This window comes from Anoxybacteroides tepidamans (assembly GCF_014201465.1).
Classification (GTDB): Bacteria; Bacillota; Bacilli; order Bacillales; family Anoxybacillaceae; genus Anoxybacteroides; species Anoxybacteroides tepidamans.
The window spans coordinates 122761-146974 of the sequence record NZ_JACHEP010000003.1 but is presented as its reverse complement, the minus strand read 5'-3'; the positions used below and the strand labels follow the sequence as shown (position 1 = coordinate 146974).

Sequence of the window (24214 nt, the reverse complement as noted above, 5' to 3'; positions counted from 1 at the left end):
ATGTGGATAAGAAGGGAAACAAGGAGCGGGAAGAGGCGCTCCTGTTTTTCTTTGTCCACAAGTGAATAAGGGGGGTTGAAGATGATTGCTTGTTGTAAGGAGCATATTGAGCTTGCAATTGACGTCTATGTGGATAAAACGGAGCAAGCGCCGGAATTTTCCCGTATTTCTGTGGATAACAAGGAGGAAGTGTGTAAATTTTGTTCCAAACGAGCGGAATATATAGTAGGGAACGAACGTTTTTAATACTATATGTGGATACACTATGTGTATATGTGGATAAATATTGTTGATAACTTGTTTGTAAAGTGGGGATGGTTTGTGAATATTACTGTTATTTCTGTTGGCAAATTAAAAGAAAAGTATTTAAAACAAGGGATCGAGGAATATGTCAAAAGGTTGTCGGGATATGCGAAAATCGAATTGATCGAAGTTCCCGATGAAAAAGCACCGGAACATTTAAGCGGGCAGGAGATGGAACAAGTAAAAGAGAGAGAAGGGGAGCGTATTTTAGCGAAAATTGCCGATGATGCGCATGTGATCGCATTAGCTATTGAAGGAAAGATGAAGTCTTCGGAAGAGTTTGCGGAAAGCTTGGACAAGCTCGCCACTTACGGCAAAAGCAAAATCGTTTTTATTATCGGCGGCTCGCTCGGTCTAAGTCAAAAAGTGATGCAACGGGCGAACGAATCATTGTCGTTCTCCAAAATGACGTTCCCGCACCAGCTTATGCGGCTCATTCTTTTTGAACAAATTTACCGAGCGTTCCGGATTAATCGGGGGGAACCGTATCATAAATAGTGATAAAGCAAAGGATTGAATTATGGTTTGTCGTAAAACGGCAAGCGAAGCTTTTTTGTATATTCTATTCGTGATCTTGCTCTAATATATGGTAAAATCTCAAAAGAGTTAGATCTACTTTGCATTTCTAGGAAAAACAATCGCAAAGTAACTCTAACCCTGTTATTTTTAGCAGTAATCATGTCGCTAATTATATGCAATTCGGTAAAAAATGCAACTTTTCTTAATCCGTTTTAGTCCATTCACCGACAAATTCGACTTCACTATAGGCAAAGAAGTCTTTCAGTATTTCTTCGCGATCGTCGAAGAAAAGTTGATCTGCTACTGCTGACACGAGCTTCGGAATCCCATATTTCAAGCCGGAAAGAGCAGATGCTGTAATGCCGCAACTGATCAAACCCGAATAGTTAAAAGCGAAAAGTCCGTACAGGAGCTTTTTGCCCTTTTCATCCCGGCTTAAAAAAGCAAAACCGGGGCTGAGATAAGGGTGGGCATCAAGCAAAGGATTGGCCAACTCTTCAGGGGGATTATAGCGGTCGCCCCATCGAGCAATGTGGCTTTCAACAAGCCTCAACTCCGGACGCAAAGCCGGGTCAGTGACGAGACCAGTACAGATGATCAAGAAATCAAAGGTGAACTTGCCCTGAGGAGTGGTCACTACTGCCCCTTTATCTGTAGCTTCAACATTAAGCCACGGTGCACCTAAGTGCAAATGAAAACCGGGCCATGAGGCTGCGCGTTCAAAGGTATCATTAGTCGGCGGTTGATTATATTTAAAGAAATGAGCAATAACCGCATATTTATCGGCGTCCGATAAAGCTTGGAAACGTTCGATTAAGCCGGAAACTTCCATATGGCGAATCGGATTGATACGTTGCAATTCATTGCGACGGACAAAGACATGAACCTCCGCAGCACCTTCTGATAGGGCGAAATTCGCATTATCAAAGGCAGATGCTCCGCCACCCAGAATTCCAATCTTTTTCCCTCTTAGTGCTTTAAAATCAATTGCTTCTGAGGAATGGGCATATAAATGACGCGGCAATTTTTCGGCAATGAAAGGAGGTACATGCCATTCGCCGCCGCCTTGAATTCCCGTGGCTAAAATGACCTTTCGCGCCAATAATCTGTCCGATGGTGCACCCTTTCCTTCAATATGAAGTCGGTGAATCCCTTCATCAGTTGGCTCAATCAACTTCAACTTCACTTCATTAACGACGGGCAGATTGAGAACCTTTCGAAACCAGCGCAAATAGTTCATCCAGTCTCCCCGAGGAATTTTGTCCAGCGCTTCCCAACTTTCCGATCCGAATTGCGCTTCCCACCAAGCGCGGAAGGTTAGAGAAGGAATTCCAAGGTCGATGGAGGTCAAATGCTTAGGTGTTCGCAAAGTCACCATGCGGGCGTAGGTTTCCCATGGTCCTTCCAAGCCTTCCCGGTTCTCGTCAATCACGAGAATGTTGGATATTCGCTCGCGTAAAAGACCGAAAGCTGCACCTAAACCGCTTTGGCCGCCGCCGACGATCACGACATCATAAACATGCCCTTCAGGATGGCTGAGCGGGCGCACCCAGTTTGGACCTCCGAAGGCGAGATAGGAAAGATCGATTTTCACTTGTTTGTTTAAAGCCTCTAAGCTCATTCTTTTTCACTTCCTTCAACTATAAAAATGGTGTTAAAGTTTCATCATTGTATATGTGAGTCTTATCCATACACCCATTCAGTACGAGAAAAATTATGATATGTAATTGAATCGAGATGCTTCCTTAATCAATGACTTGCTTGTAGGAAAAGTTTTATAGCATCATTTGCTCAATATATTATCACTTCAACCATTTTTATTGAATGTTTATTGTATCTAAAAACTTCCTTAGTAATTATGTAAAATAACTAATAAAGCCTGTTCAAAAAGCTTTTCCTCTGGGCTCTTCACCAAAAGTTGTGCTTGACTGTTTCAGAACATTTCTTACTTGTGACTAGAAGGAAAAATGAGGGAAATTAATGTTTTGATACATAGCGGTTCACGCAAACGCCTTGCTTGTCAAGTACATGTTGTGGTGATGAACCAAAATTTTTATAAAAATAGTTATTTTTGATCTGGTAATATGTTATCATCATATAAACAATTTTATTAAAATCTTTGTCGTTATTTTATGATTTTAATAAAATTGATAACCTAGATCTTGATGGCATCTTAGGGGTTGATTTCTTAAGTGCTTCGAACCTCGTTATCGATACGAGTAAGTTATTGGTGTATATATCTGAATGATTTTTTGGATATCCTTTGAGGAGCAGTGATCTCTTCATTTGTTATCTGAACCCGGCAAACTATTTTACATTTTTCGCTAAATTTATTATAATTATCAATAGGACAACTATGTTTCAAGAATGAAAGAACATCTTTCTTTTCTAAAGGTTATTTTAGGAACGGTCAAGATGTTCTTTTTCATGGAAAAAATTGATTTCACATAAAAAATGGGGGGATTTCTGATGAAGAAATATGCCATTGTTTACTGTGAAAATCAATTTGGCTCCATGGATGGAAAGACAGCAAACGGATTGATTCGCAATTCAGGAATGTACGAGATTACAGCGGTGATTGACAGCTCGAAAGCCGGCCAAGATTCTGGGGAATTTTTAGATCAAAAAAGAAACGGAATTCCTATTTGTAGAGACCTTCAAGAAGCGATTGCCTCTTCAAAAGAAAAACCGAACTACTTTATCCTTGGCATTGCTCCTGCTGATGCTTTTCTCAAAAAAGAAGAACGACAAGTCATTATCAATGCAATGGAAGCTGGAATGAATATCATTAACCCGCTTCAGGAATTTCTTACAGAAGATGAAGAAATGATGAGAATCGCCCAACAATATGGGGTAGAGATTCGCGATATTCGCAAGCCGAGACCGAAAAAAGAATGGACGCTATTTACCGGCCGCATTTTGCAAGTGAGGACGCCGATTATTGCTGTGCTTGGCACAGACGGGGCATGCGGAAAACGGACAACCGCCATGATGATTGATAAACGTCTGCAAGAACGGGGATATCGCACCGCCTTTATCGCAACCGGACAAACTGGGCTCATTCAAGGCGCTTCCTACGGATTTGCCATGGATGCTTTCCCGCTTCAGTATATGATCGGCGAATTAGAAAGAGAAATTGTCAGAGCGAACGAAATCGAAAAGCCTGATATCATTATTGTGGAAGGGCAAGGCGCATTAAGCCACCCTGCTTATGTAAGTTCATGCGGCATTTTAAAAGGGGCAAGACCGAAAGCCGTCATTTTACAACATCCTCCAAAAAGGAAAGTGTTAGGCGATTTTCCTTTTATGACAATGCCGACCGTCCAAAGTGAAATCGACTTGATCGAACATTTCGGTCAAACGAAAGTGATCGCCATTACATTGAATCATGAGGGCATGTCCGACGATGAATTACAGAAAACGATCGTCGAGTACGAACAAAAGTTCCGGATGCCAGTTACGGACGTGTTAAAAATGGGACCTGATAAAGTGATAAATCGCCTCATTGAATATTTTCCTTCTTTACAAAATAAGCGGAAATCCGGGGTGGCTGTATGAGGAAGGAAATCGCCCCAAGAGTAGAAGTCGATCTAAGAAAAATTCGCCATAATGCCAGAGTGCTAAAAAAATTATATGAGGAGAAAGAAATTCAAATTACTGGGGTAGTCAAAGGAGTTGGCGCTAGCCTTGAGATCGCCAAAGTTTTAATTGAAAGCGGCATTACGAGCCTAGCGGACACAAAAATTTCCCGCATCCAAAAGCTGAAATCGGCCCAATTGAATGCCACATATATGTTATTGCGCACGCCTGCGCTAAGTGAAGTCGAGCAGGTGGTTCGGTTTGCCGATATCAGTATGAACACAGAGCTTGAAGTGATTCGGGCTTTGTCGGCGGAAGCGGTGAAGCAACAGAAAGTGCATTCGATTATTTTAATGGTCGAAATGGGCGATTTAAGAGAGGGAATTATGATCAAAGATGTTCCCGCTTTTATTGAGGAAGTTCTGAAACTGCCGGGAATTCAAATTGTCGGTCTTGGCACGAACTTTGCCTGCTTTGGCGGTGTCATTCCGACCGAACAAAAAATGCACGAATTCTCTTCCCTAGTAAAGCGAGTGCAAAAACAATTTTCTTTATTCCTCCCATACGTTTCGGGTGGCAATTCAGCTAACTACCATTGGTTGAAACAGACAAAAGACGTCGGAATGATTAATCATATTCGCCTTGGAGAGTCCATCTTTTTAGGGAGGGAAACGGTCAATGGAACACCCATTCCTGGGCTGTATCAAGATGCGTTCTGCCTAGTTGCTGAAGTGATTGAATCGAAATTAAAGCCATCTGTACCGTTTGGAGACCGGGGAAGAAATGCATTTGGTGAGACGGTATCTTTTAAAGAGCGTGGAATCATTCGCCGCGCTATTGTCGGAATGGGACGGCAAGACGTATTAGTAAGCGGATTGACTCCGCTTCTGCCTGTTGAAATACTCGGTTCAAGCAGTGATCATATTATTCTTGATACAAAAAATATGGATTTAAAGCTAGGCGATGAAGTAAGATTCTCCCTTGATTACGGGGCTATGCTTTCAGTGATGACATCTCCTTATGTTCACAAAAAGTATATTAGCGAAAAAGACCATTGTTCGGCAAAAAGAACATCTGCATAAATACATTCCTCATTGTTAAATAAAATCAAAAACAGCTATACGTGGCATAAGGGATAGCCTGTTTGACAGTAATGATGTCATGAGATTCGTCACTATAGTAAAGGAAATAAAAAATGGGAAGCCGTACTATAAATCGCGCTATAACAAGCTTTTTTGTTGCTGTTGTTAGAAAAGCCTGTCAGTTTGTCGAGAATTAGTATTAAATAATAATACCTAGTAATAAAAAAGATTGACAGGACGAGCGGAAAGGTGTTAGGATGGAACAAAAGTAGCGAATCACAATATAAGTTTTTTTTTTTTCAGAAGATTGCAATTTATGTTGGTTTCGCACCTTTTGTCAATTTTTTTGCAGGCAAAAGGTTTAAGTTGAAAGGAGTCATGAAATGAAAGAGTTTCATTCGTTTGGCTGGTATGCGGCGAAACTGTCTCCGCATTTGCCGAAGAAAGCGTTCCAGCCTGTTCCTTCGCGCCTTTTCGGTGGTCTTATGTATTTGCTTATAGCGCTTAGTGGCATTCTCGCCATTTCTTTACTGGATCTTCATCCGATATGGAATACGCTCATTTCTGTCGTGTTAGGGTTCAGTTTTGCAGCGTTAGGATTTTTAGGACATGAGATTTTGCACGGTACCGTCGTGCGGACGCCGTGGTTGCGGGATTTTCTCGGAGCGGTTGCGTTTTGGCCGCTATGCACAGGTCCAAAGCTATGGAGAAAATGGCACAATGTGACGCATCATGCGCATACGCAAGATGAAGAGAAAGATCCTGATGCATGGCCAGGGTTGGAAAAATTAGCGCGAAGCCGGATGCTGCGCTGGGTGTATAAAATTCCGTTTCCCATCCGGGCATTTTTCGCATTTAGTTCGTTAGCGATTACGTTTACGCTTCATTCGATAAGAATGTTGTTTTATTTTCTGAAAGATTTTCAGCCTAAAAACCGCGGCGTTGTTTTCTTTCAGTTTTTATTGCCGTGGGCGACATGGATTGGCTTGCTGTTTGTCGTCGGATTTGCCAATTGGTTCTTTATCTTTTTGCTGCCGCTATTGATTGCCAACTTCATTGTAATGAGCTATATTTCCACGAACCATCGCTTAAATCCGTTAGTCCCAGTAAACGACCCGCTTGCCAACAGCCTATCTGTTACGGTTCCGAAATGGCTCGATGTACTTCACTTTAATTTTTCATATCATACAGAGCACCATCTGTTCCCAAGTATGAGCTCGAAATATTATCCGTTAGTGAAAAAACATATCAAAAAGATGTGGCCGGATCGCTACCACGAAATGCCGATGATCCAAGCGTTATGGGCGCTTTGGAAGACGCCAAGGCTTTATTACCAGCAAACCGAATTGATCGAGCCGCGCCAAGGAAACGTATACGGGTCGTTAGGATATGGGTTGGATCCGTCCCGCATCGAATACCGTAAAATCGGATCGGAAACTAGAAAGAGTTTTGCGAATGTAGCGAAAGAAACATTGATAGTTAAAAAGGCTGTTGGGCAAATGAAAGAATAAAAACGACGTGCTGGTTCCAGATGGCGGGACCAGCATTTTGTTTGCTGGACATAAGAATAGATGATGTGATTTGATAAAAATGACTGAAAGATAGTTGATACAGATTTTTAAGAAATGGGGAGCGAAAACGATGAAAATTGTCATTGCGCCTGATTCATTTAAAGAAAGTATGTCGGCGTTTCAAGTGGCTAATGCCATTGAAAGAGGGTTTCGCCGCGTATTTCCAGACGCGGAATATGTGAAAATCCCGATGGCCGATGGCGGCGAAGGTACGGTGCAAGCGCTTGTAGATGCGACAGGTGGCAAGATCGTCGAAAAAAAAGTAACAGGGCCGTTAGGGGATCCAGTTAATGCTTTTTTTGGCTTGCTTGGGGGCGGAAAAACAGCGGTGATCGAGATGGCGGCTGCTTCCGGGTTGCATCTTGTTCCGCACGAGAAGCGGAACCCGCTGATTGCGACAACGAGAGGGACAGGGGAATTAATTCGGGCGGCGCTTGACTGCGGTGTGGAACATATGATCATCGGCATCGGTGGGAGTGCCACAAATGACGGCGGCGCAGGGATGGTGCAGGCGCTCGGCGGAAGGATGTTAGACGGAGATGGGCAAGAACTCGCTTTTGGTGGAGGAAGCTTGTCGCGACTGGCGAAAATCGATGTGTCGCAGCTTGACCCGAGACTGAAACACGTCAGAGTGGAAGTGGCATGCGATGTCGATAATCCGTTAACAGGGCCACAAGGAGCCTCGGTTGTATTTGGGCCGCAAAAAGGGGCGACGCCGGACATGGTGCGACAGCTGGACGAAAATTTACAACGCTATGCAGAAGTTATTGCTCAAACGCTCGGAAAACAAGTCAACGTTCCCGGCGCCGGTGCAGCGGGTGGGCTTGGCGCCGGTTTGTTAGCGTTTCTCGATGCGGAGCTAAAAAGAGGGATTGACATTGTGTTAGAGGCGGTTCAGTTTGACAAGAAAGTTGAAGGCGCGTCGCTTGTTATGACAGGTGAAGGGCGGATCGACGGTCAAACGATATATGGAAAAACACCGGTCGGTGTCGCGAAGGCGGCGAAAAAGCATAGGATTCCGGTTATCGCTTTGGCTGGCTCGTTGTCAGACGATAGCGACATCGTCTTACAGTACGGAATCGACGCTCTCTACAGCATTGTGCCAGGGGTTATGCCGCTTTCGAAAGCGATCGATCAGGCTGCTTGCTATGTGGAGCGGACGGCTCGTCATATAGCGGCGCTACTAAACATCGGCATGAACATCAACAGATCATAACTCAAGTCATGAGTGTCCGAGCGTTTGTTCATGAAAACAGAGCGGTCTCCGTCATGACCGAGACCGCCTCTTTCAGCCGCAAATCGTTGCGACTGCTATGATTCCTGACATTTCATTTTTGTAAGCGGCTGTTTCGCCGGCCCTTCGATGACATCGCCGTGGATGGAGAAGCGGGAGCCGTGGCAAGGACAGTCCCATGTGCGGTCGCCGCTGTTCCATTCGAGTTCGCATCCTATATGCGTGCACGTCGTGTCGACGACGGACAATGTCCCGTTTTCGTCTTTATAGGCACCTGCCCGTTTGCCGTTGACAAGGACAACAGCGCCTTCGCTGTTAGCTAGGTCGTTCGGCATGCGAACGGCCATTTCGATTTTTCCTTCGATGAGATGCTTCGCGACATCCAAATTTTGTGTAATGAAATGTTTGACGCTTGGGTCAGCATAAAACCGCGATGGCGTATAAAGGTCGTGATATCGGTTGTCCCGTCCCGTGATCAAGTCGGTTAATAGCAACCCTGCGACTGTCCCGTTTGTCATCCCCCATTTTCGATATCCTGTCGCGACATAGACGTTTCGGGTGTTGGCGGTCATCTTGCCGATGTACGGCACTTTGTCCAATGTTGTTAAATCTTGGGCAGACCATCGGTAAGGAATCGACGTCACTGTAAATAAGTCGGACGCAAAAGACTGGAGCGCCTCATAATGCCGGATTGTCGGCACGCCTTGTCCTGTCTTATGGCTTTCCCCGCCGATAAGAAGGAGTTCGCTACCGTTGGCCGCTTTCGCAGAGCGGATTGACCGCTTCGGTTCATCAGCGCTTAAGTACATGCCGCCTGGATAATGTCCGTCGATTTGCACAGCCAACACGTATGAGCGTTCGGCATACATTCTTGAAAAATAAAACCCGCCGTCATAAAACGGAAAATGGGAACAAACGATGAGATGTTGGCACGTCAGCCGTTTATGATGTCTTGTAATAACCGTTAACATTTCTCCTTGTTCCACATCCCGCGCAGGAGTATGTTCATAAATCATTCCGCCTTTTTGCACAATCGTTTCTACGAGTTTTTGCAAATATTTCAAAGGATGGAATTGCGCTTGTTGTTTCATAACGAGCGCTGCTTTGACAGCGATCGGAAGCGGAATCGTTTCCACGAATTCTCCATGAATGCCAAGCTTTTCATATGCTTTCCATTCATTGATCAGCTTGCTCATTGATGCGTCTGAGTTTGTATAAATGTATGCATCCTCTTCTGCCCAATCGCAGTCGATTTGTTGTTCTTGGATGGTTGTCTTTATAAACTGCAATGCTTCTGTACACGCTTCATAGTACAGCCTTGCTTTTTCTTTGCCAAGATGATGGATGAACTCATCATAGATGAGATCGTGTTGAGCGGTAATTTTAGCTGTTGTGTGCCCCGTTGTTCCGTTTAATAGGCGATCGGCCTCGATCATCGCAACTTTGACCCCTGCTTTCGTGAGCAAATAAGCGGTTGTAATTCCGGAAATTCCGCCGCCGACGATCGCCACATCAGCATGGATGTCTTCTGTTAACGGTGGAAAAAATGGAATTGCAACAGACGTTCGCCAGTACGGTTCAACAGATAGCGGGAGAGAGTGCATGGTGAATAACCTCCTCATCATTTAGACTATATACATAAATTTCCTTAAAATAAAAAAATTATCCCTATTGATGGACAAGTCGTTCCATTTTCTTTTTTGCCGCCGCCCGCAATAAATAAGAAAGGTGGTAAAATAAGAAGCAGAGACAAACGGTTTTATTTTCATAAAATAATGTAAGAGGGAGATTGGAAGTGAACAAATATACAAATCTTTCGGATGAACAATCACTTACATTGTCGGATAATTTCATTCTGGAACATTACGGATTAAACGAATTGAATTTCGAATCTGTAAAACATTATCGTGAGAAATTCGCAACGGTGAAGCCTCATCACCCTTGGAACGGGCTTGAGACGAAAGAATTTTTATACAAAATTGGTGCGTGGGGAAAACTGAGAAACAGCAGTAAAGAAGGGGTTACAGTTGCCGGGCTTCTGATGTTTAGCGAAGAGCGAATCATTACGGAAGTATTACCGCAATATTTTCTTGAGTATCGAGAAAATTCAGGAGCTTTTGCGATAAACGGTTGGACAAAGCGGTTTACTTCCCAAGACGGAACATGGTCAGGAAATGTGTATGATTTTTATTTTAAAGTGATGGACAACATAGTTGACTACGACGATCCTTTACGTTCGGCGCTGCACGAAGCTGTGGTCAATTCGTTAGTTCATGCTGATTATTCAAGAGAAGGGGGAATTGTCATTGAAAAAGAGTCAGATATATACCGTTTTTCGAATCCTGGCTTGCTCCGCATTCCTATTGAATCCGCTTGGGTTGGCGGAATGAGCCATTTGCGCAATCCGAATTTATTTAAAATGTTTATTTTAATCGGTCTTTGTAGACGGGCTGGATCGGGATTGAATTATATTGAGTCGATGTGGAAATATCGTCAATGGAAGCAGCCGGAGTTTTTTCAACAAGCCGATCCGGAACGCACGATTTTAACATTGACGATGAAGCGATACGATGTGGTTTTTCCAGATGAAACAGCGGCATCATTTGAAACAGATGATCATAGTTCGATGATACAGAATGTGAGCGATGGGATCGACAATGAGCTGGAAGAGGATACGGACGACTCCGTAAATAACGAACGAGACTTCATAAATAACGATTTTAACTCTATAAATAACGAACCAAACTCCATAGATAGTATGGCGATCTCTATGAATAACGACTTGTACTTCGTAAACAACGAACTAAACTCCGTAGATAAAAAAGGTCAATCAGTAAACAACGAACCAAACTCCATAAATAAACGACTGAAGTCCGTAAATAACGGAAACGGGTATGATTGTGAAGAGGCGGATGAAGCATTATGGCGAATAGCAGAAACGGCGCGTAAGAAAAAAAGGCTTCATCCAAATATAATGGAACAAATCATTTTGCAGCTTTGTGCAATCAGGCCGCTCATGCTAAAAGAATTGGCTCATTTATTGGACCGAACATCGGATGGATTGCGAAATAACTATTTAGCCAAACTATTAGAAGAAGGAAAAATTCAGCTGAAGTATCCAGAGCAACCGAATCATCCGCGTCAGGCGTACAAGGCAAAGCAAGATTCATGATTTGTTCAATAGTATCGTGCATGATGGGATGAAAAACGTATTACAATAAAATCAAACAGCAGGTAGGAGTGAAAGTTATGATTGTTTGCGAGTGGAGAGATTTTTCATATACATTGGAGAGTTTTGAAGAAATGATCGGTGATGAGTTTGAAGCGATGATGTTTGAAGACGGAGACGATATTCCTTCTTAAAATATATGGACAGTAAATTATGTTGTTATTATTAAACGAACTACGCGTATGTATAATGATATTTCATTTACCAAAATTGCGCGAAACCTTGTTTGCGAATAAAAAGGCGGGCTATTTTTCAAGGTAGCCCGTTTCGTCTGAAAAAGTTTGCTCAATATTTCACAAATTTGACATATCTAAATACGAGCCAATCGTTTATAATGAAAGTGTGGTGGATGAGAGATTTCTCATCTAAAATTTTTCTTCTTAATTGTGAAATTTTTCACAAAAAGATAGGAGGGAATCAACATGGCGGTGGAAGAAAAGGTATTAGACAAAAAAATTGAAGTGACAAAAATGATTGACCAGCTTGTCGCAAATGCCCAAAAAGCGCTAGAAAAATTCCGCAACTACGACCAAGAAACGATCGATAAAATTGTCAAAGAAATGGCGTTAGCTGGGCTCGATCAGCATATGCCATTAGCAAAAATGGCGGTAGAGGAAACAAAACGTGGTGTATATGAAGACAAAATTATTAAAAACATTTTCGCGACAGAATATATATACCACAATATTAAATACGATAAAACAGTTGGCATTATCCGCGAAAACCCGCATGAAGGGATTGTGGAAATCGCTGAACCGGTTGGCGTCATTGCTGGCGTTACACCGGTAACGAACCCAACATCAACGACCATGTTTAAGTCGCTTATTTCTATTAAAACACGCAACCCAATCATTTTTGCGTTCCATCCATCGGCGCAAAAATGCAGCAGCGAAGCGGCAAGAGTGTTGCGCGACGCCGCGATTAAGGCAGGCGCTCCAGAACACTGCATCCAATGGATTGAAACCCCTTCATTAGAAGCGACGCAACAATTAATGACGCATCCAGGCGTTTCGCTCATTTTAGCGACTGGCGGTGCAGGAATGGTGAAAGCGGCATATAGCTCAGGAAAACCAGCGTTAGGGGTGGGGCCTGGTAACGTGCCTTGCTATATCGAAAAAACAGCGAACATCAAACGCGCAGTGAACGATTTAATTTTATCGAAAACGTTTGATAACGGAATGATTTGTGCTTCCGAGCAAGCCGTTATCATCGATAAAGAGATTTACGATCAAGTGAAAAAAGAAATGATCGACAACCGTTGCTATTTCTTAAACGAAGAAGAAAAGAAAAAAGTAGAGAAATTGGTCATTAACGAAAATACGTGCGCAGTCAACCCGGACATCGTCGGAAAACCAGCGTATGAAATTGCGAAAATGGCTGGTGTCGACGTACCGAAAGACACGAAAATTCTCGTTGCCGAATTAAAAGGTGTCGGTCCGCAATATCCGCTTTCTCGCGAAAAATTAAGCCCTGTGTTAGCTTGCTATAAAGTGAACAATACAGAAGAAGGATTAAAACGTTGCGAAGAAATGTTAGCGTTCGGCGGATTAGGCCACTCTGCTGTCATCCATTCTGATGACCAAGATGTTATTACCGAATTTGGAAAACGGATGAAAGCCGGACGGATTATCGTGAATGCACCATCTTCGCAAGGAGCAATCGGCGACATTTATAACGCCTACATTCCATCGTTAACGCTCGGTTGCGGTACGTTTGGCGGAAACTCTGTATCAACGAACGTAGGGGCGATTCATCTCATTAACATTAAGAAAATGGCGAAAAGGACGGTCAATATGCAATGGTTTAAAGTGCCGCCAAAAATTTATTTTGAGAAAAATTCAACGCAATATTTAGCGAAAATGCCAAATATCTCAAAAGCGTTTATCGTAACAGACCCGGGCATGGTGAAACTTGGATATGTCGATAAAGTGCTCTACTATTTACGGAAACGTCCGGACTACGTCCATTGTGAAATTTTCTCGGAAGTCGAACCGGATCCATCGCTCACTACAGTCATGAAAGGCGCCGAGATGATGAGAAGCTTCCAACCGGACGTGATCGTCGCGCTTGGCGGCGGTTCAGCGATGGACGCAGCGAAAGCGATGTGGTTATTCTATGAACATCCGGAAACAGACTTCAACGGATTAAAACAAAAATTTTTAGATATTCGCAAACGTGTCTTCAAATATCCGAAGCTCGGCCAAAAAGCGCAATTTGTGGCGATTCCGACAACGTCCGGAACCGGTTCAGAAGTTACATCATTTGCGGTTATTACCGATAAAGAAAATAACATTAAATATCCATTGGCAGACTATGAATTAACGCCGGATGTAGCGATTGTCGACCCGCAATTTGTCATGACGCTGCCGAAGCATGTGACAGCCGATACAGGCATGGACGTGTTAACACACGCGATCGAAGCATATGTGTCCAACATGGCGAACGACTATACAGACGGTTTGGCGATGAAAGCGATCCAGCTTGTATTCGAATACTTGCCAAGAGCATATAAAAACGGCAACGATGAATTAGCTCGCGAAAAAATGCATAACGCGTCAACGATCGCAGGCATGGCGTTTGCGAATGCGTTTTTAGGCATTAACCATAGTTTAGCGCACAAACTCGGTGCAGAATTCCATATTCCTCACGGACGCGCCAATACGATTTTAATGCCGCACGTCATTCGCTATAACGCAACGAAGCCGAAAAAATTTACCGCGTTCCCGAAATACGAATATTTCGTAGCGGATCAGCGTTATGCGGAAATTGCAAGAATGCTCGGCTTGCCGGCGCGGACAACCGAAGAAGGCGTCGAAAGCCTCATCCAAGCGATCATTAAGCTGGCAAGAGAATTGGATATTCCATTGAGCATTGAAGCATGCGGCGTCAGCAAACAAGAATTCGAAAGTAAAGTCGATAAATTAGCCGAACTCGCTTTCGAAGATCAATGTACAACAGCCAATCCGAAACTCCCGCTTGTCAGTGACTTGGCAGACATTTACCGACAAGCGTTTAAAGGAGTATAATAGATCCCTCACCTTCCCTCTGGAAAAGGCTTATGAATAAGGGAAAAATCCCTTCTCATAAGCCTTTTTATATTTCGGTTAGAAATGTGTTTGGGGACTTGCATAAAAATCCCCCTCTTACGATGTAAGAGGAGTGCTTCCTTGCAAAATGTTGTACGCCATTTGAACCGTTTCTTCAGAAGGCGATTCAATGCCTTCGAGCGGATAAGCAAGCCCGAGTTCTTTCCATTTATATACTCCTAATTTATGATAAGGGAGAATTTCAATTTTCTCTACATTGTTCAACGTCCGAATAAACGCGGCAAGCCGGCGCAAATCTTCTTGGTTATCGGTAATCGTCGGAACGAGTACGTGGCGAATCCAAACCGGTATTCGTTTTTCTGATAAGAGCTTGGCAAACTGTAAAATATGGGTGTTCGTTTTCCCGGTCAGTTTGCGATGTTTTTTTTCATCGATATGTTTTAAATCGAGCAAAATTAAATCCGTATATTTAAGCAATTCCTCTAGTTTTCGTTGGAACGATGCTTCCGTCGTATAACAGCCTCCGGATGTATCGATCGTCGTATGAATGCCAAGTTGTTTGCATTCTTTAAATAGCGCAATTAAAAAATCGATCTGTAAAAGCGGTTCGCCGCCGCTGACGGTAATGCCGCCGCCGGAGGTCTGAATAAACGGGAGATACGTTTGTAAATCGGTGATGATTTCTTCGACCGTCATCTCTTTCCCTTTGCCGATTTCCCACGTATCGGCGTTATGGCAATATTGGCACCGTAATAAACAGCCTTGCATAAAGACAACGTAGCGAAGGCCCGGGCCGTCTACGGTGCCGCATGATTCAATCGAATGAATAAATCCTTTCATGAAAAATTCTCCTTCCAAATAGAAATGACCCCTCACGAAAGAAGCGGATCGTGAGGGGGATTTTGGTTACATGCTTTCGTGGAATGTGCGGTTAATGACGTCGATTTGTTGTTCGCGCGTCAATTTAATAAAGTTTACCGCATATCCGGAAACACGAATTGTTAATTGCGGATATTTTTCCGGATGTTCCATCGCGTCCAACAACGTTTCGCGGTTAAAGACGTTAATGTTGAGATGGTGGCCGCCTTTTTCTGCATAGCCATCTAAAATGGCGACAAGGTTGCGAACTCGAGTTTGTTCGTCTTTTCCTAACGCTTTCGGCACGATCGAGAACGTGTTCGAAATGCCGTCTAACGCATGCTCGTACGGCAATTTCGCAACGGAGCTTAGCGAAGCCAATGCGCCTTTTGTATCGCGGCCGTGCAATGGGTTGGCCCCTGGTGCGAACGGCTCACCCGCGCGGCGGCCATCTGGTGTATGTCCTGTTTTCTTACCGTATACGACGTTCGATGTGATCGTTAAGATCGATGTCGTATGTTTCGAATCGCGATATGTTTTATGCTTTTTCAATTTTGTCATAAACCGTTCGACAATGTCGACAGCGATCGAATCGACGCGATCGTCATTGTTTCCATATTTAGGGAAGTTGCCTTCGATTTCAAAATCGACCGCAAGACCGTTTTCATCGCGAATCGTCTTCACTTTTGCGTATTTAATCGCGCTTAAAGAGTCAGCTACAACGGATAAACCAGCAATACCTGTTGCCATTGTGCGTAAAATGTGCGTATCGTGAAGCGCCATTTCAATGCGTTCATAACAATATTTGTCATGCATGTAATGGATAATATTGAGCGTATTAATGTAAAGCTCAGCGAGCCATTCTAACACTTGGTCGTATTTGCGCATCACTTCTTCATAATCTAAATATTCCGATGTAATTGGCGCAAATTCCGGACCAACTTGGATTTTTAATTTTTCGTCGACGCCGCCGTTAATCGCGTATAGTAACGCTTTCGCAAGGTTTGCCCGCGCGCCGAAAAACTGCATTTGTTTGCCGATGCGCATCGCTGATACGCAGCAAGCAATACCGTAATCGTCGCCAAATTCCGCGCGCATTAAATCGTCGTTTTCGTATTGGATTGAGCTTGTTTTAATCGACATTTTCGCGCAATATTCTTTGAAGCTCTCCGGCAATTGTTTCGACCAAAGCACCGTTAAGTTTGGCTCTGGCGCAGGACCTAAGTTATCGAGCGTATGAAGGAAACGAAATGAGTTTTTCGTCACGAGCGGTCGTCCGTCAATCGCTATTCCGCCGATCGATTCTGTCACCCATGTCGGGTCGCCGCTGAATAGTTCGTTGTATTCTGGCGTTCTGGCGAATTTGACAAGGCGCAATTTCATGACGAAATGGTCAACGAGTTCTTGCGCTTCTTTTTCGGTTATCGTGCCTTCTTGCAAGTCGCGTTCGATGTAAATATCTAAGAACGTGGATACGCGTCCTAAGCTCATCGCCGCACCGTTTTGTTCTTTAATCGCTGCAAGGTAAGCGAAATAGAGCCATTGGAACGCTTCGCGGGCGTTGCGCGCCGGTTCGGAAATATCGTAGCCGTAGCTTAGCGCCATTTGTTTTAATTCTTGAAGTGCGCGAATTTGTTCCGATAGTTCTTCGCGAAGGCGGATAATATCTTCGCTCATCGTACGTGCGCCTGTGTTGCGTAAATCTTTCTTTTTCTCTTCTATGAGGCGGTCAACGCCATACAACGCGACGCGGCGATAGTCGCCGATGATGCGGCCGCGTCCGTATGCGTCAGGAAGACCGGTAATGATCCCTGCTTTGCGTGCCGCTTTCATTTCATCTGTGTAAGCGTCAAATACGCCTTGGTTATGTGTTTTGCGGTATTCGGTAAAAATTTTTTTCACTTCGTCGCTTACTTGATAACCGTACGCTTCGCACGATTGTTCCGCCATGCGAATGCCGCCGAACGGCATTAATGAGCGTTTAAACGGTTTGTCAGTTTGAAATCCTACCACTTTTTCAAGCTCTTTGTTTAAATAGCTAGGCTTATGGGATGTGATCGTCGAAACAATGTTTGTGTCCATATCGAGAACGCCGCCTTTTTCCCGTTCAAGTTTCGATAATTCCATCACTTGTTCCCATAACTGTTTCGTCGCTTCGGTTGGACCTTCTAAAAACGATTCGTCGCCATAGTATACGGTGACGTTGTTTAAAATAAAATCGCGAACGTTAATTTCTTTTTTCCATTTGGAACCTTTAAAACCTCGCCATGGATCTAATGAAGTTTTTGCCATCACCGTTTGTTCCATATCAATCCCCTCCCAATATATTTAGACTATAACAGATCCATAAAAACATATATAACAGTTTCTAGATATAGCATACTACATTTATGGGAAAGCGGAAGCAGACATTATTGAAGGATTTGTGAAATTTTGAGCAAGTGTGATGAGCATCACGATTTTTTATAAACAGAATTCCATTGTGATAGGAAAATATTTAGTAACCTTTGTAAGAATAATATTTAGAGGGGCGAAATACATAGCAAAAAAAGCGTTATGAATGGATAACGCTTACATTATTAAAGAGAATTTTGCCGAAAAAAGTTTTTTCCAGTAAAAAAATAAAGCTTGTGTATTTGAGTAATTCATATTATATTTTTCTTAAAATAAAAAAAATTTTTAAAATTTAAAAAGGGGGATACGAATGGGCTTAAAGAAAACGCTCTCGATTTTAGCAGCGACGACGCTAGCAGTCGGCTTGTTGGCGGGATGTTCTGGGGGACAAAAACAACAAAACACCAGCAGCGGAGGCAGTGGAGGTAACAGTGGAAGCAATGTGATTAAAATCGCAACGCAAACTCCGCTTTCCGGTGGAAGTGCAACGTTAGGCGAATCGATTAAACTCGGTGCACAATTGGCGCTTGAAGAACAAAAAGCGAATTTTGAAAAACTTGGTTTCAAACTTGAACTCGTTCCATATGACGACCAAGGCGACCCGAAAAAAGGGGTAGCGAACGCTCAGCTGATCGGAGCCGATAAACAAATCTATGGGGTAGTTGGCCACCTCAATTCCGGCGTAGCGATTCCTTCGTCAGAAATTTATGAAAAATACAGCATTCCGATGGTTTCTCCGGCAAACACAGCTACAGACGTAACAGACCGCGGCTTAAAAACGGTGAACCGTATTTGTGCTCGTGACGATTTCCAAGGACCTGCAGGAGCGAAATTCGCTGTCGAAAAACTTGGCGCGAAGAAAATTTTTATCATTCAAGACAAAACCGCTTACGGTACTGGCTTAGCGGAAGCGTTCAAAAAAGGTGCGGAAGAACTTGGCGCGCAAATTCTTGGGTTTGAAGGAATTACCGTCGGTGAAAAAGACTTCAACGGGGTCTTAAACCAAGTGTTAGCGAAAAAGCCTGACCTTGTTTACTTCGGTGGTCTATATACAGAAGGCGGTCTATTGATTAAGCAAGCGCGCGATAAAGGCATTACGGTGCCGATTATGGGTGGCGACGGCTTAGACTCTTCAACGCTCGTTCAAATCGCAGGCGATGCGGTGAAAAATACGTACATGACATCAACGGCTGGTTTAGCAACAGCGACCGATGCCGGAAGACAATTTGCGGAGAAATATAAGCAAAAATTCGGCAAAGACATCGAGTCTTATTCAGCTTATGGCTATGATTCAATGGGCGTGCTGTTAAAAGGTCTTGAAAATGCGATTAAGGCAAATGGCAACAAGCTTCCTACACGCCAGCAAGTGGCGGAGGAGGTTCGCAAAGTGCAAGATTATCAAGGAGTTGCAACGAAAGTAAGTTTTGATGAAAAAGGCGACAACAAATACGCAAAAATTTACATTTACAAATTCGAAGAAGCAAAATATCCAGCTAAGTTAGAGGACGAAGTAAGCAAACAATAAAAGGATCGTCAGAAAAGGGTATGACATGTTTGCCGTACCCTTTTCTTTAGGCATCGTTTCGCGCCTAGCTTATTGGTGGCAAACAAAGAACTTTTGTTTATCTACGGCAGCAAAGCTAGGCGCTTTCTTTAGTAAAAGTAGCAAAACAGGCGGGTGAACAAGAAAATGATCAATGAAGTGTTGCATACATTGCCGCAAGTATTAATTGATGGGTTAACGCTAGGAGCCGTCTATGCGATTGTTGCATTAGGATATACGATGGTGTACGGGATTTTAGAGCTGATTAACTTTGCCCACGGGGAAATTTTTATGACGGGGGCGTTTGTAGGAACGGCGATTTTATTGACGTTTGCGGGAGTTGGCTGGATGGCATCCATGCCGGCGGTCGTTGCACTAATTTTAGTGCTCATCATTACGTCGGTTGTAACCGGTTTGCTTGGGATGGGAATTGAGCGAGTGGCGTATCGCCCGTTGCGTAATGCACCGAAGCTTATTACATTAATTACGGCGATCGGCATTTCGTTTTTACTTCAGGATATCGTTCGTTTTATCGCTGAATTAAAAAAAGGGAACTACATTTTGACGGGACCAAGTTTGTTTAGCGGGCAAATTGGGATTAAAGCTTCCTCTGTTTGGTCGGGATTTAACGATGCATCGGTAAAATCCTCGTTCTTTATTGTGATAGTTGTCGCAGTAATTATGATGGTCACACTCGACTTTTTCATCAATAAAACGAAGTGGGGAATGGCGATGCGCGCTGTTGCACAAGACCGGGAAACAGCGGCGTTAATGACGGTAAACGTGAATAAAGTCATCGCTCTTACATTTTTTATCGGTTCAGCATTAGGGGGAGCAACAGGTGTATTATTTGCAATTCAATACGGAACAATTGATCCATATATCGGGTTTATTTTAGGATTAAAGGCATTTACAGCTGCTGTTTTGGGCGGCATCGGCAACATTCGTGGGGCGATGTTTGGAGGGGTTTTGCTAGGAGTGCTTGAAATGTTTGCGGCGGCGAACTTGCCTGTCATTTCTAATGGAATACTCGGGGCGGAGTATAAAGATGTATTTGCGTTTGCGATTTTAATTATCGTATTGATTTTCAAGCCAGAAGGTTTATTCGGCAAAGTGTCTGTAGAGAAAGTGTAGGTGACCAAGATGAAAAATTGGCTCAGTACGATCCAACAAAACAAACGCCTTCAGGCTATCATCATTGGCTTATACATCGTCGTCACGTTTTTAAGTTTATATTTGGCGCAAAAATCGGTTGTCGCGTTCTTACTTTTGCTTTCATCTTTGCTGCTTTTATATTTCACGACATTTTCTAACCGCGTAAAATGGCTGATTGGTGGGTTTGTGCTGGTCGTTTTGCTGCCTTTTGCGGCTAGTCAAGGGGAAGCGTATCAATCGTACATGGAAGTAGCGACATTAGTCGGCATTTACATTGCGATGGCGCTCGGATTGAACATTGTCGTCGGTTTAGCCGGGCTTTTAGATTTAGGATTTGTCGCGTTTTTTGCGCTAGGAGCTTATACGTACGGCATTTTTGCGACATCGCAGGCGAACAATTTTATGCCGTTCGGCCAATACCCTCTGTCTGGAGAAAGCTTTTGGGTATTTATTTTCATCGGATGTTTAGTTGCCGCCTTGTTCGGCGTGTTGTTAGGGATTCCGGTTTTACGTGTCAAAGGCGATTATTTAGCGATCGTTACGTTAGGATTCGGGGAAATTATTCGCATCATTTTCAATAACTTGGACAAGCCGGTAAATATTACGAACGGGGCGATGGGCCTTGCTTCCGTTCAACCGCCAAGATTGTTTGGCATCGATTTTATGTACCCAAGCCAGTTTTACTATATTGTCTTAGTCATTTTAATTGCGGTTATTTTTGCGGTGCGTCGTCTTGAATTTTCGAAAATCGGCCGTGCATGGAAGGCGGTGCGGGAAAATGAGATCGCCGCTCAAGCGATGGGGATTCATCTTGTAAGAACAAAGCTGATGGCGTTTGCGGTCGGCGCCTCTTTTTCCGGAATGATGGGCGTTGTGTTTGCGGCAAAGCAAACGTTCGTTGACCCGACAAGCTTTACCTTGCTTGAGTCGATCACGATTCTCGTCATGGTCATTTTAGGCGGAATGGGCAGCGTACCAGGTGTCATTCTCGGTGCGGCGCTCGTGACGATTTTAAACCTTCAAGTGTTAACAGAGCTCACCAACTGGCTCAACCAGCTCAGTTTAAACGGCGTGATTAACGTTCCAGACGCGCTTTCACCGGCGAAAATGCAGCGGTTTATTTTCGGGATTATTTTAATCTTCTTTGCCCTTTACCGTCCGCAAGGGTTGTTGCCGGCGAAAAACCCTGCATTTGATGAAGACGAGCTCAAAAATACAGAAGGGAACTTAGTCAACACGAGTGTACAGAAGGAGGCGACGCAGCATGTCCATCTTGACCGTTAAAAATTTAACGAAGCAGTTTGGCGGGCTTGTTGCCAACAGCAACATCAACATGGAAGTGCAAAAAGGTTCGATTACGGCGGTCATCGGTCCGAACGGTGCTGGGAAGACGACGTTTTTCAACATGGTCACCGGCGTTTATCAGCCGACAAGCGGCGAAATCTTGTTGAATAACGAATCGATCGTCGGCCTAAAGCCGCATCAAGTGACGAAAAAAGGAATCGCCCGCACGTTTCAAAATATTCGCTTGTTCGGAGCGATTACCGTTTTGGAAAACGTCATGATTGGCATGCATAACCATCTTCATGGCGGATTGTTTAGCACGATTTTGAATTTGCCGCGCGTGAGAAAAGAAGAAAAAGAAGCAAGAAAAGAAGCGTACCGCCTGCTTGAGTATGTCGGATTAGAGTCATTTTTTAATGAAGAAGCGCGCAATTTGCCGTATGGAGCGCAACGGAAATTAGAAATTGCCCGGGCGCTGGCGACGAAGCCGAAAGTGTTGTTGCTCGATGAGCCGGCGGCCGGAATGAACCCGAAAGAAACGAGCGAACTGACGAAGCTCATTTACAATATGAGGGCAGAATTAGATTTGACGATTGTTTTAATTGAGCACGATATGAAGCTCGTCATGGAAATTTCCGAGCATATCGTTGTTTTGGACCACGGGGAAAAAATTGCCGAAGGTACACCTGATGAAATACGCAATAACGAGAAAGTCATTGAAGCTTATTTAGGAAAAGGTGCTGCTACAACGGCTTCGTAAAGGGGGACCTCGCAAATGAGTTTGCTACGGTTAGAAGACATTAACACATTTTACGGCGGGATTCATGCGCTAAAAGGCATTTCACTCGAAGTCAACGAAGGCGAAATCGTCACATTAATCGGCAGTAACGGTGCCGGCAAATCAACGACGCTCAAAACGATTAGCGGGCAAGTGAAGCCGAAAAGCGGGAAAATTTTATATAATGGCCAAGATATTACGAACACTCCTCCGCACGTGACCGCTCTTTCTGGTATCGCCCACGTGCCGGAAGGACGGCGGATTTTTCCGCGTCTAACGGTGAAAGAAAATTTGGAAATGGGTGCCTTTTCAGTGAAAGATAAGAAGGTGATCGCCGAGCGGATGGAACGCGTCTTTCATTATTTTCCGAGAATTAAAGAGCGGCTTCAGCAAAAAGGCGGAACGATGAGTGGCGGGGAACAGCAAATGCTCGCGATCGGCCGGGCGCTCATGATGCAGCCGAAGCTATTAATGTTAGATGAGCCATCGATGGGGCTTGCCCCGATTATTGTCGAGCAAATTTTTGAAATTATCCGCGAACTGAACGAAGAAGGGATGACGATTTTGCTCGTCGAACAAAACGCGTTCCAAGCGTTGCAAATTGCTCATCGCGGGTACGTCATTCAAACAGGTGAAATTGTCATGTCCGGTCTCGGGCAAGAACTGCTTGTGAACGAACAAGTGCGCGAGGCGTATTTAGCGTAATGGCAAAGGACTCCGATGAAGGGGGTCCTTTGCCATTTGCCGTATGTCATGAATTTTTGTACAATGAAATTCGTTCTTAGAAATTCTAGCGGAACGAAGGTGAACACAATGAACGGGCAAGAAGCGAAAGCGTTCATTGAACAGTTGCAACAAGAAGGGTTGTTAACGGAAGAAATGCGTCCGGTTTGGGAAATGATTGTGCCGGAACGTTTGAAGCGGATGTATGATGTGCTAAACGAACGGACCCGCTATATTACCGTATTAACGGAAGCCGTAGATGACCCGCATAATCAAGCGGCGGTTTTGCGTTCTGCGGAAGCGTTTGGCTTGCAAGACGTCTATGTCGTGACAGGAGAAGCACCGTTTCAGCCGAATCCGTTTGTGACGCGCAATGCGGATAAATGGCTGACGATCCACCAAAAATGCGACATTCAAACAGCGATTGATGAATTGAAAGCAAGCGGGTATCAAGTGCTGGCGAGTTTTTTAGGCGAAGGGACGATCTCGCTTTATGAAATCGACGTGTCGCGGCCGACGGCGCTTTTATTCGGCAACGAGCATAGCGGCGTATCAGCTGAAGCGATTCATTTGGCGGATGGGACGTTTATGATTCCGATGCGCGGCTTTGTGCAAAGCTTCAACATTTCGGTCGCAGCTGCTTTAACGCTGTATGACGTCACGGAGCGGGCTCGCCGGCAAGCGGGCAAAGCGTACTATTTGCCGTTTGCCGAGAAAAAGGCGCTGTATGAAAAATGGATGTGGCAAACGCTCAATCCGCGCCTCCGCGATATGATGAAAGTGCGTCTTGGGAAATAAAGCTGACCTTCACAAAATGAGGGGCAGCTTTTCTTATTTGAAAGGAACTTAAATGGATCGTTTTCATTTTTTATCCATACAAACGAATATTTCGTGAACAGTTTTTGAACATATTGT

At 44.0% G+C, this 24214-nt stretch carries 18 protein-coding genes and 1 pseudogene; 15 read left to right on the top strand and 4 right to left on the bottom strand.

Annotation, left to right across the window (positions count from 1 at the left end; all coding sequences use genetic code 11):
• Nucleotides 1–81: 81 nt before the first annotated feature.
• Complete coding sequence (locus tag HNQ34_RS05805; protein WP_183252525.1) at nucleotides 82–246, top strand: CxxH/CxxC protein; 165 nt, start codon at nucleotides 82–84, stop codon at nucleotides 244–246.
• Between the two features lie 75 nt (nucleotides 247–321).
• Nucleotides 322–801, top strand: a complete 480-nt coding sequence (rlmH, locus tag HNQ34_RS05800) for a 23S rRNA (pseudouridine(1915)-N(3))-methyltransferase RlmH (RefSeq protein ID WP_183252523.1) — start codon at nucleotides 322–324, stop codon at nucleotides 799–801.
• Nucleotides 802–1024: 223 nt separating this feature from the next.
• Here rlmH and HNQ34_RS05795 read toward each other — a convergent pair whose 3' ends face one another.
• A complete protein-coding gene (locus tag HNQ34_RS05795; protein ID WP_183252521.1) occupies nucleotides 1025–2443 on the bottom strand; it encodes an NAD(P)-binding domain-containing protein in 1419 nt (472 codons plus the stop codon).
• Nucleotides 2444–3291: 848 nt separating this feature from the next.
• Here HNQ34_RS05795 and HNQ34_RS05790 point away from each other — a divergent pair.
• From HNQ34_RS05790 to HNQ34_RS05775, 4 genes are all read left to right on the top strand, one after another.
• On the top strand, nucleotides 3292–4380 hold the full coding sequence (locus tag HNQ34_RS05790) for a DUF1611 domain-containing protein (protein WP_183252519.1): 1089 nt from the start codon (nucleotides 3292–3294) through the stop codon (nucleotides 4378–4380).
• Nucleotides 4377–5483: an alanine/ornithine racemase family PLP-dependent enzyme gene (locus HNQ34_RS05785; RefSeq protein ID WP_183252517.1), complete on the top strand. Its 1107-nt coding sequence runs from the start codon at nucleotides 4377–4379 to the stop codon at nucleotides 5481–5483. The genes HNQ34_RS05790 and HNQ34_RS05785 overlap by 4 nt, the downstream gene beginning before the upstream one ends.
• Nucleotides 5484–5866: 383 nt before the next feature.
• A complete protein-coding gene (gene desB, locus HNQ34_RS05780) occupies nucleotides 5867–6994 on the top strand; it encodes a Delta(10) desaturase DesB (protein ID WP_183252515.1) in 1128 nt (375 codons plus the stop codon).
• 130 nt (nucleotides 6995–7124) lie between these two features.
• Nucleotides 7125–8270: a glycerate kinase gene (locus HNQ34_RS05775; protein ID WP_183252514.1), complete on the top strand. Its 1146-nt coding sequence runs from the start codon at nucleotides 7125–7127 to the stop codon at nucleotides 8268–8270.
• Nucleotides 8271–8365: 95 nt separating this feature from the next.
• Here the strand turns inward: HNQ34_RS05775 and HNQ34_RS05770 are convergent, their stop codons facing one another.
• Complete coding sequence (locus tag HNQ34_RS05770; protein ID WP_183252512.1) at nucleotides 8366–9892, bottom strand: FAD-dependent oxidoreductase; 1527 nt, start codon at nucleotides 9890–9892, stop codon at nucleotides 8366–8368.
• 191 nt (nucleotides 9893–10083) lie between these two features.
• On the opposite strand from HNQ34_RS05770, the gene HNQ34_RS05765 reads away from it, so the two are divergent.
• From HNQ34_RS05765 to adhE, 3 genes and pseudogenes are all read left to right on the top strand, one after another.
• On the top strand, nucleotides 10084–11460 hold the full coding sequence (locus tag HNQ34_RS05765; protein WP_183252510.1) for an ATP-binding protein: 1377 nt from the start codon (nucleotides 10084–10086) through the stop codon (nucleotides 11458–11460).
• 77 nt (nucleotides 11461–11537) lie between these two features.
• Nucleotides 11538–11753 (top strand): annotated as a pseudogene (locus tag HNQ34_RS05760) (hypothetical protein).
• Nucleotides 11754–11939: 186 nt separating this feature from the next.
• Nucleotides 11940–14543 (top strand): bifunctional acetaldehyde-CoA/alcohol dehydrogenase, encoded by a 2604-nt coding sequence (adhE, locus tag HNQ34_RS05755; RefSeq protein ID WP_183252508.1) that lies wholly within the window; start codon nucleotides 11940–11942, stop codon nucleotides 14541–14543.
• 117 nt (nucleotides 14544–14660) lie between these two features.
• Here adhE and pflA read toward each other — a convergent pair whose 3' ends face one another.
• The gene (gene pflA, locus HNQ34_RS05750) at nucleotides 14661–15404 is read right to left on the bottom strand and encodes a pyruvate formate-lyase-activating protein (RefSeq protein WP_183252506.1); all 744 of its coding nucleotides are present in this window, start codon (nucleotides 15402–15404) and stop codon (nucleotides 14661–14663) included.
• Nucleotides 15405–15470: 66 nt separating this feature from the next.
• Nucleotides 15471–17714, bottom strand: coding sequence for a formate C-acetyltransferase (gene pflB / locus HNQ34_RS05745; RefSeq protein WP_312856100.1), 2244 nt, complete (start codon nucleotides 17712–17714; stop codon nucleotides 15471–15473).
• A gap of 412 nt (nucleotides 17715–18126) precedes the next feature.
• Here pflB and HNQ34_RS05740 point away from each other — a divergent pair, with 412 nt between their 5' ends.
• From HNQ34_RS05740 to HNQ34_RS05715, 6 genes are all read left to right on the top strand, one after another.
• Nucleotides 18127–19341 carry a branched-chain amino acid ABC transporter substrate-binding protein gene (locus HNQ34_RS05740; protein ID WP_183252502.1) on the top strand — a complete coding sequence of 405 codons (1215 nt, stop codon included), beginning with the start codon at nucleotides 18127–18129 and terminating at the stop codon, nucleotides 19339–19341.
• A 165-nt stretch (nucleotides 19342–19506) separates the two neighbouring features.
• Nucleotides 19507–20493: a branched-chain amino acid ABC transporter permease gene (locus HNQ34_RS05735; protein ID WP_183252500.1), complete on the top strand. Its 987-nt coding sequence runs from the start codon at nucleotides 19507–19509 to the stop codon at nucleotides 20491–20493.
• A gap of 9 nt (nucleotides 20494–20502) precedes the next feature.
• The gene (locus tag HNQ34_RS05730) at nucleotides 20503–21798 is read left to right on the top strand and encodes a branched-chain amino acid ABC transporter permease (RefSeq protein WP_183252498.1); all 1296 of its coding nucleotides are present in this window, start codon (nucleotides 20503–20505) and stop codon (nucleotides 21796–21798) included.
• Entirely contained in the window at nucleotides 21779–22558 is a 780-nt protein-coding gene (locus HNQ34_RS05725; protein ID WP_183252496.1) for an ABC transporter ATP-binding protein, read from the top strand. Before HNQ34_RS05730 ends, HNQ34_RS05725 begins: the two co-directional genes overlap by 20 nt.
• Before the next feature lie 15 nt (nucleotides 22559–22573).
• A complete protein-coding gene (locus HNQ34_RS05720; RefSeq protein WP_183252494.1) occupies nucleotides 22574–23281 on the top strand; it encodes an ABC transporter ATP-binding protein in 708 nt (235 codons plus the stop codon).
• 108 nt (nucleotides 23282–23389) lie between these two features.
• Complete coding sequence (locus HNQ34_RS05715; protein ID WP_183252491.1) at nucleotides 23390–24097, top strand: TrmH family RNA methyltransferase; 708 nt, start codon at nucleotides 23390–23392, stop codon at nucleotides 24095–24097.
• The last annotated feature ends 117 nt before the right edge of the window (nucleotides 24098–24214 follow it).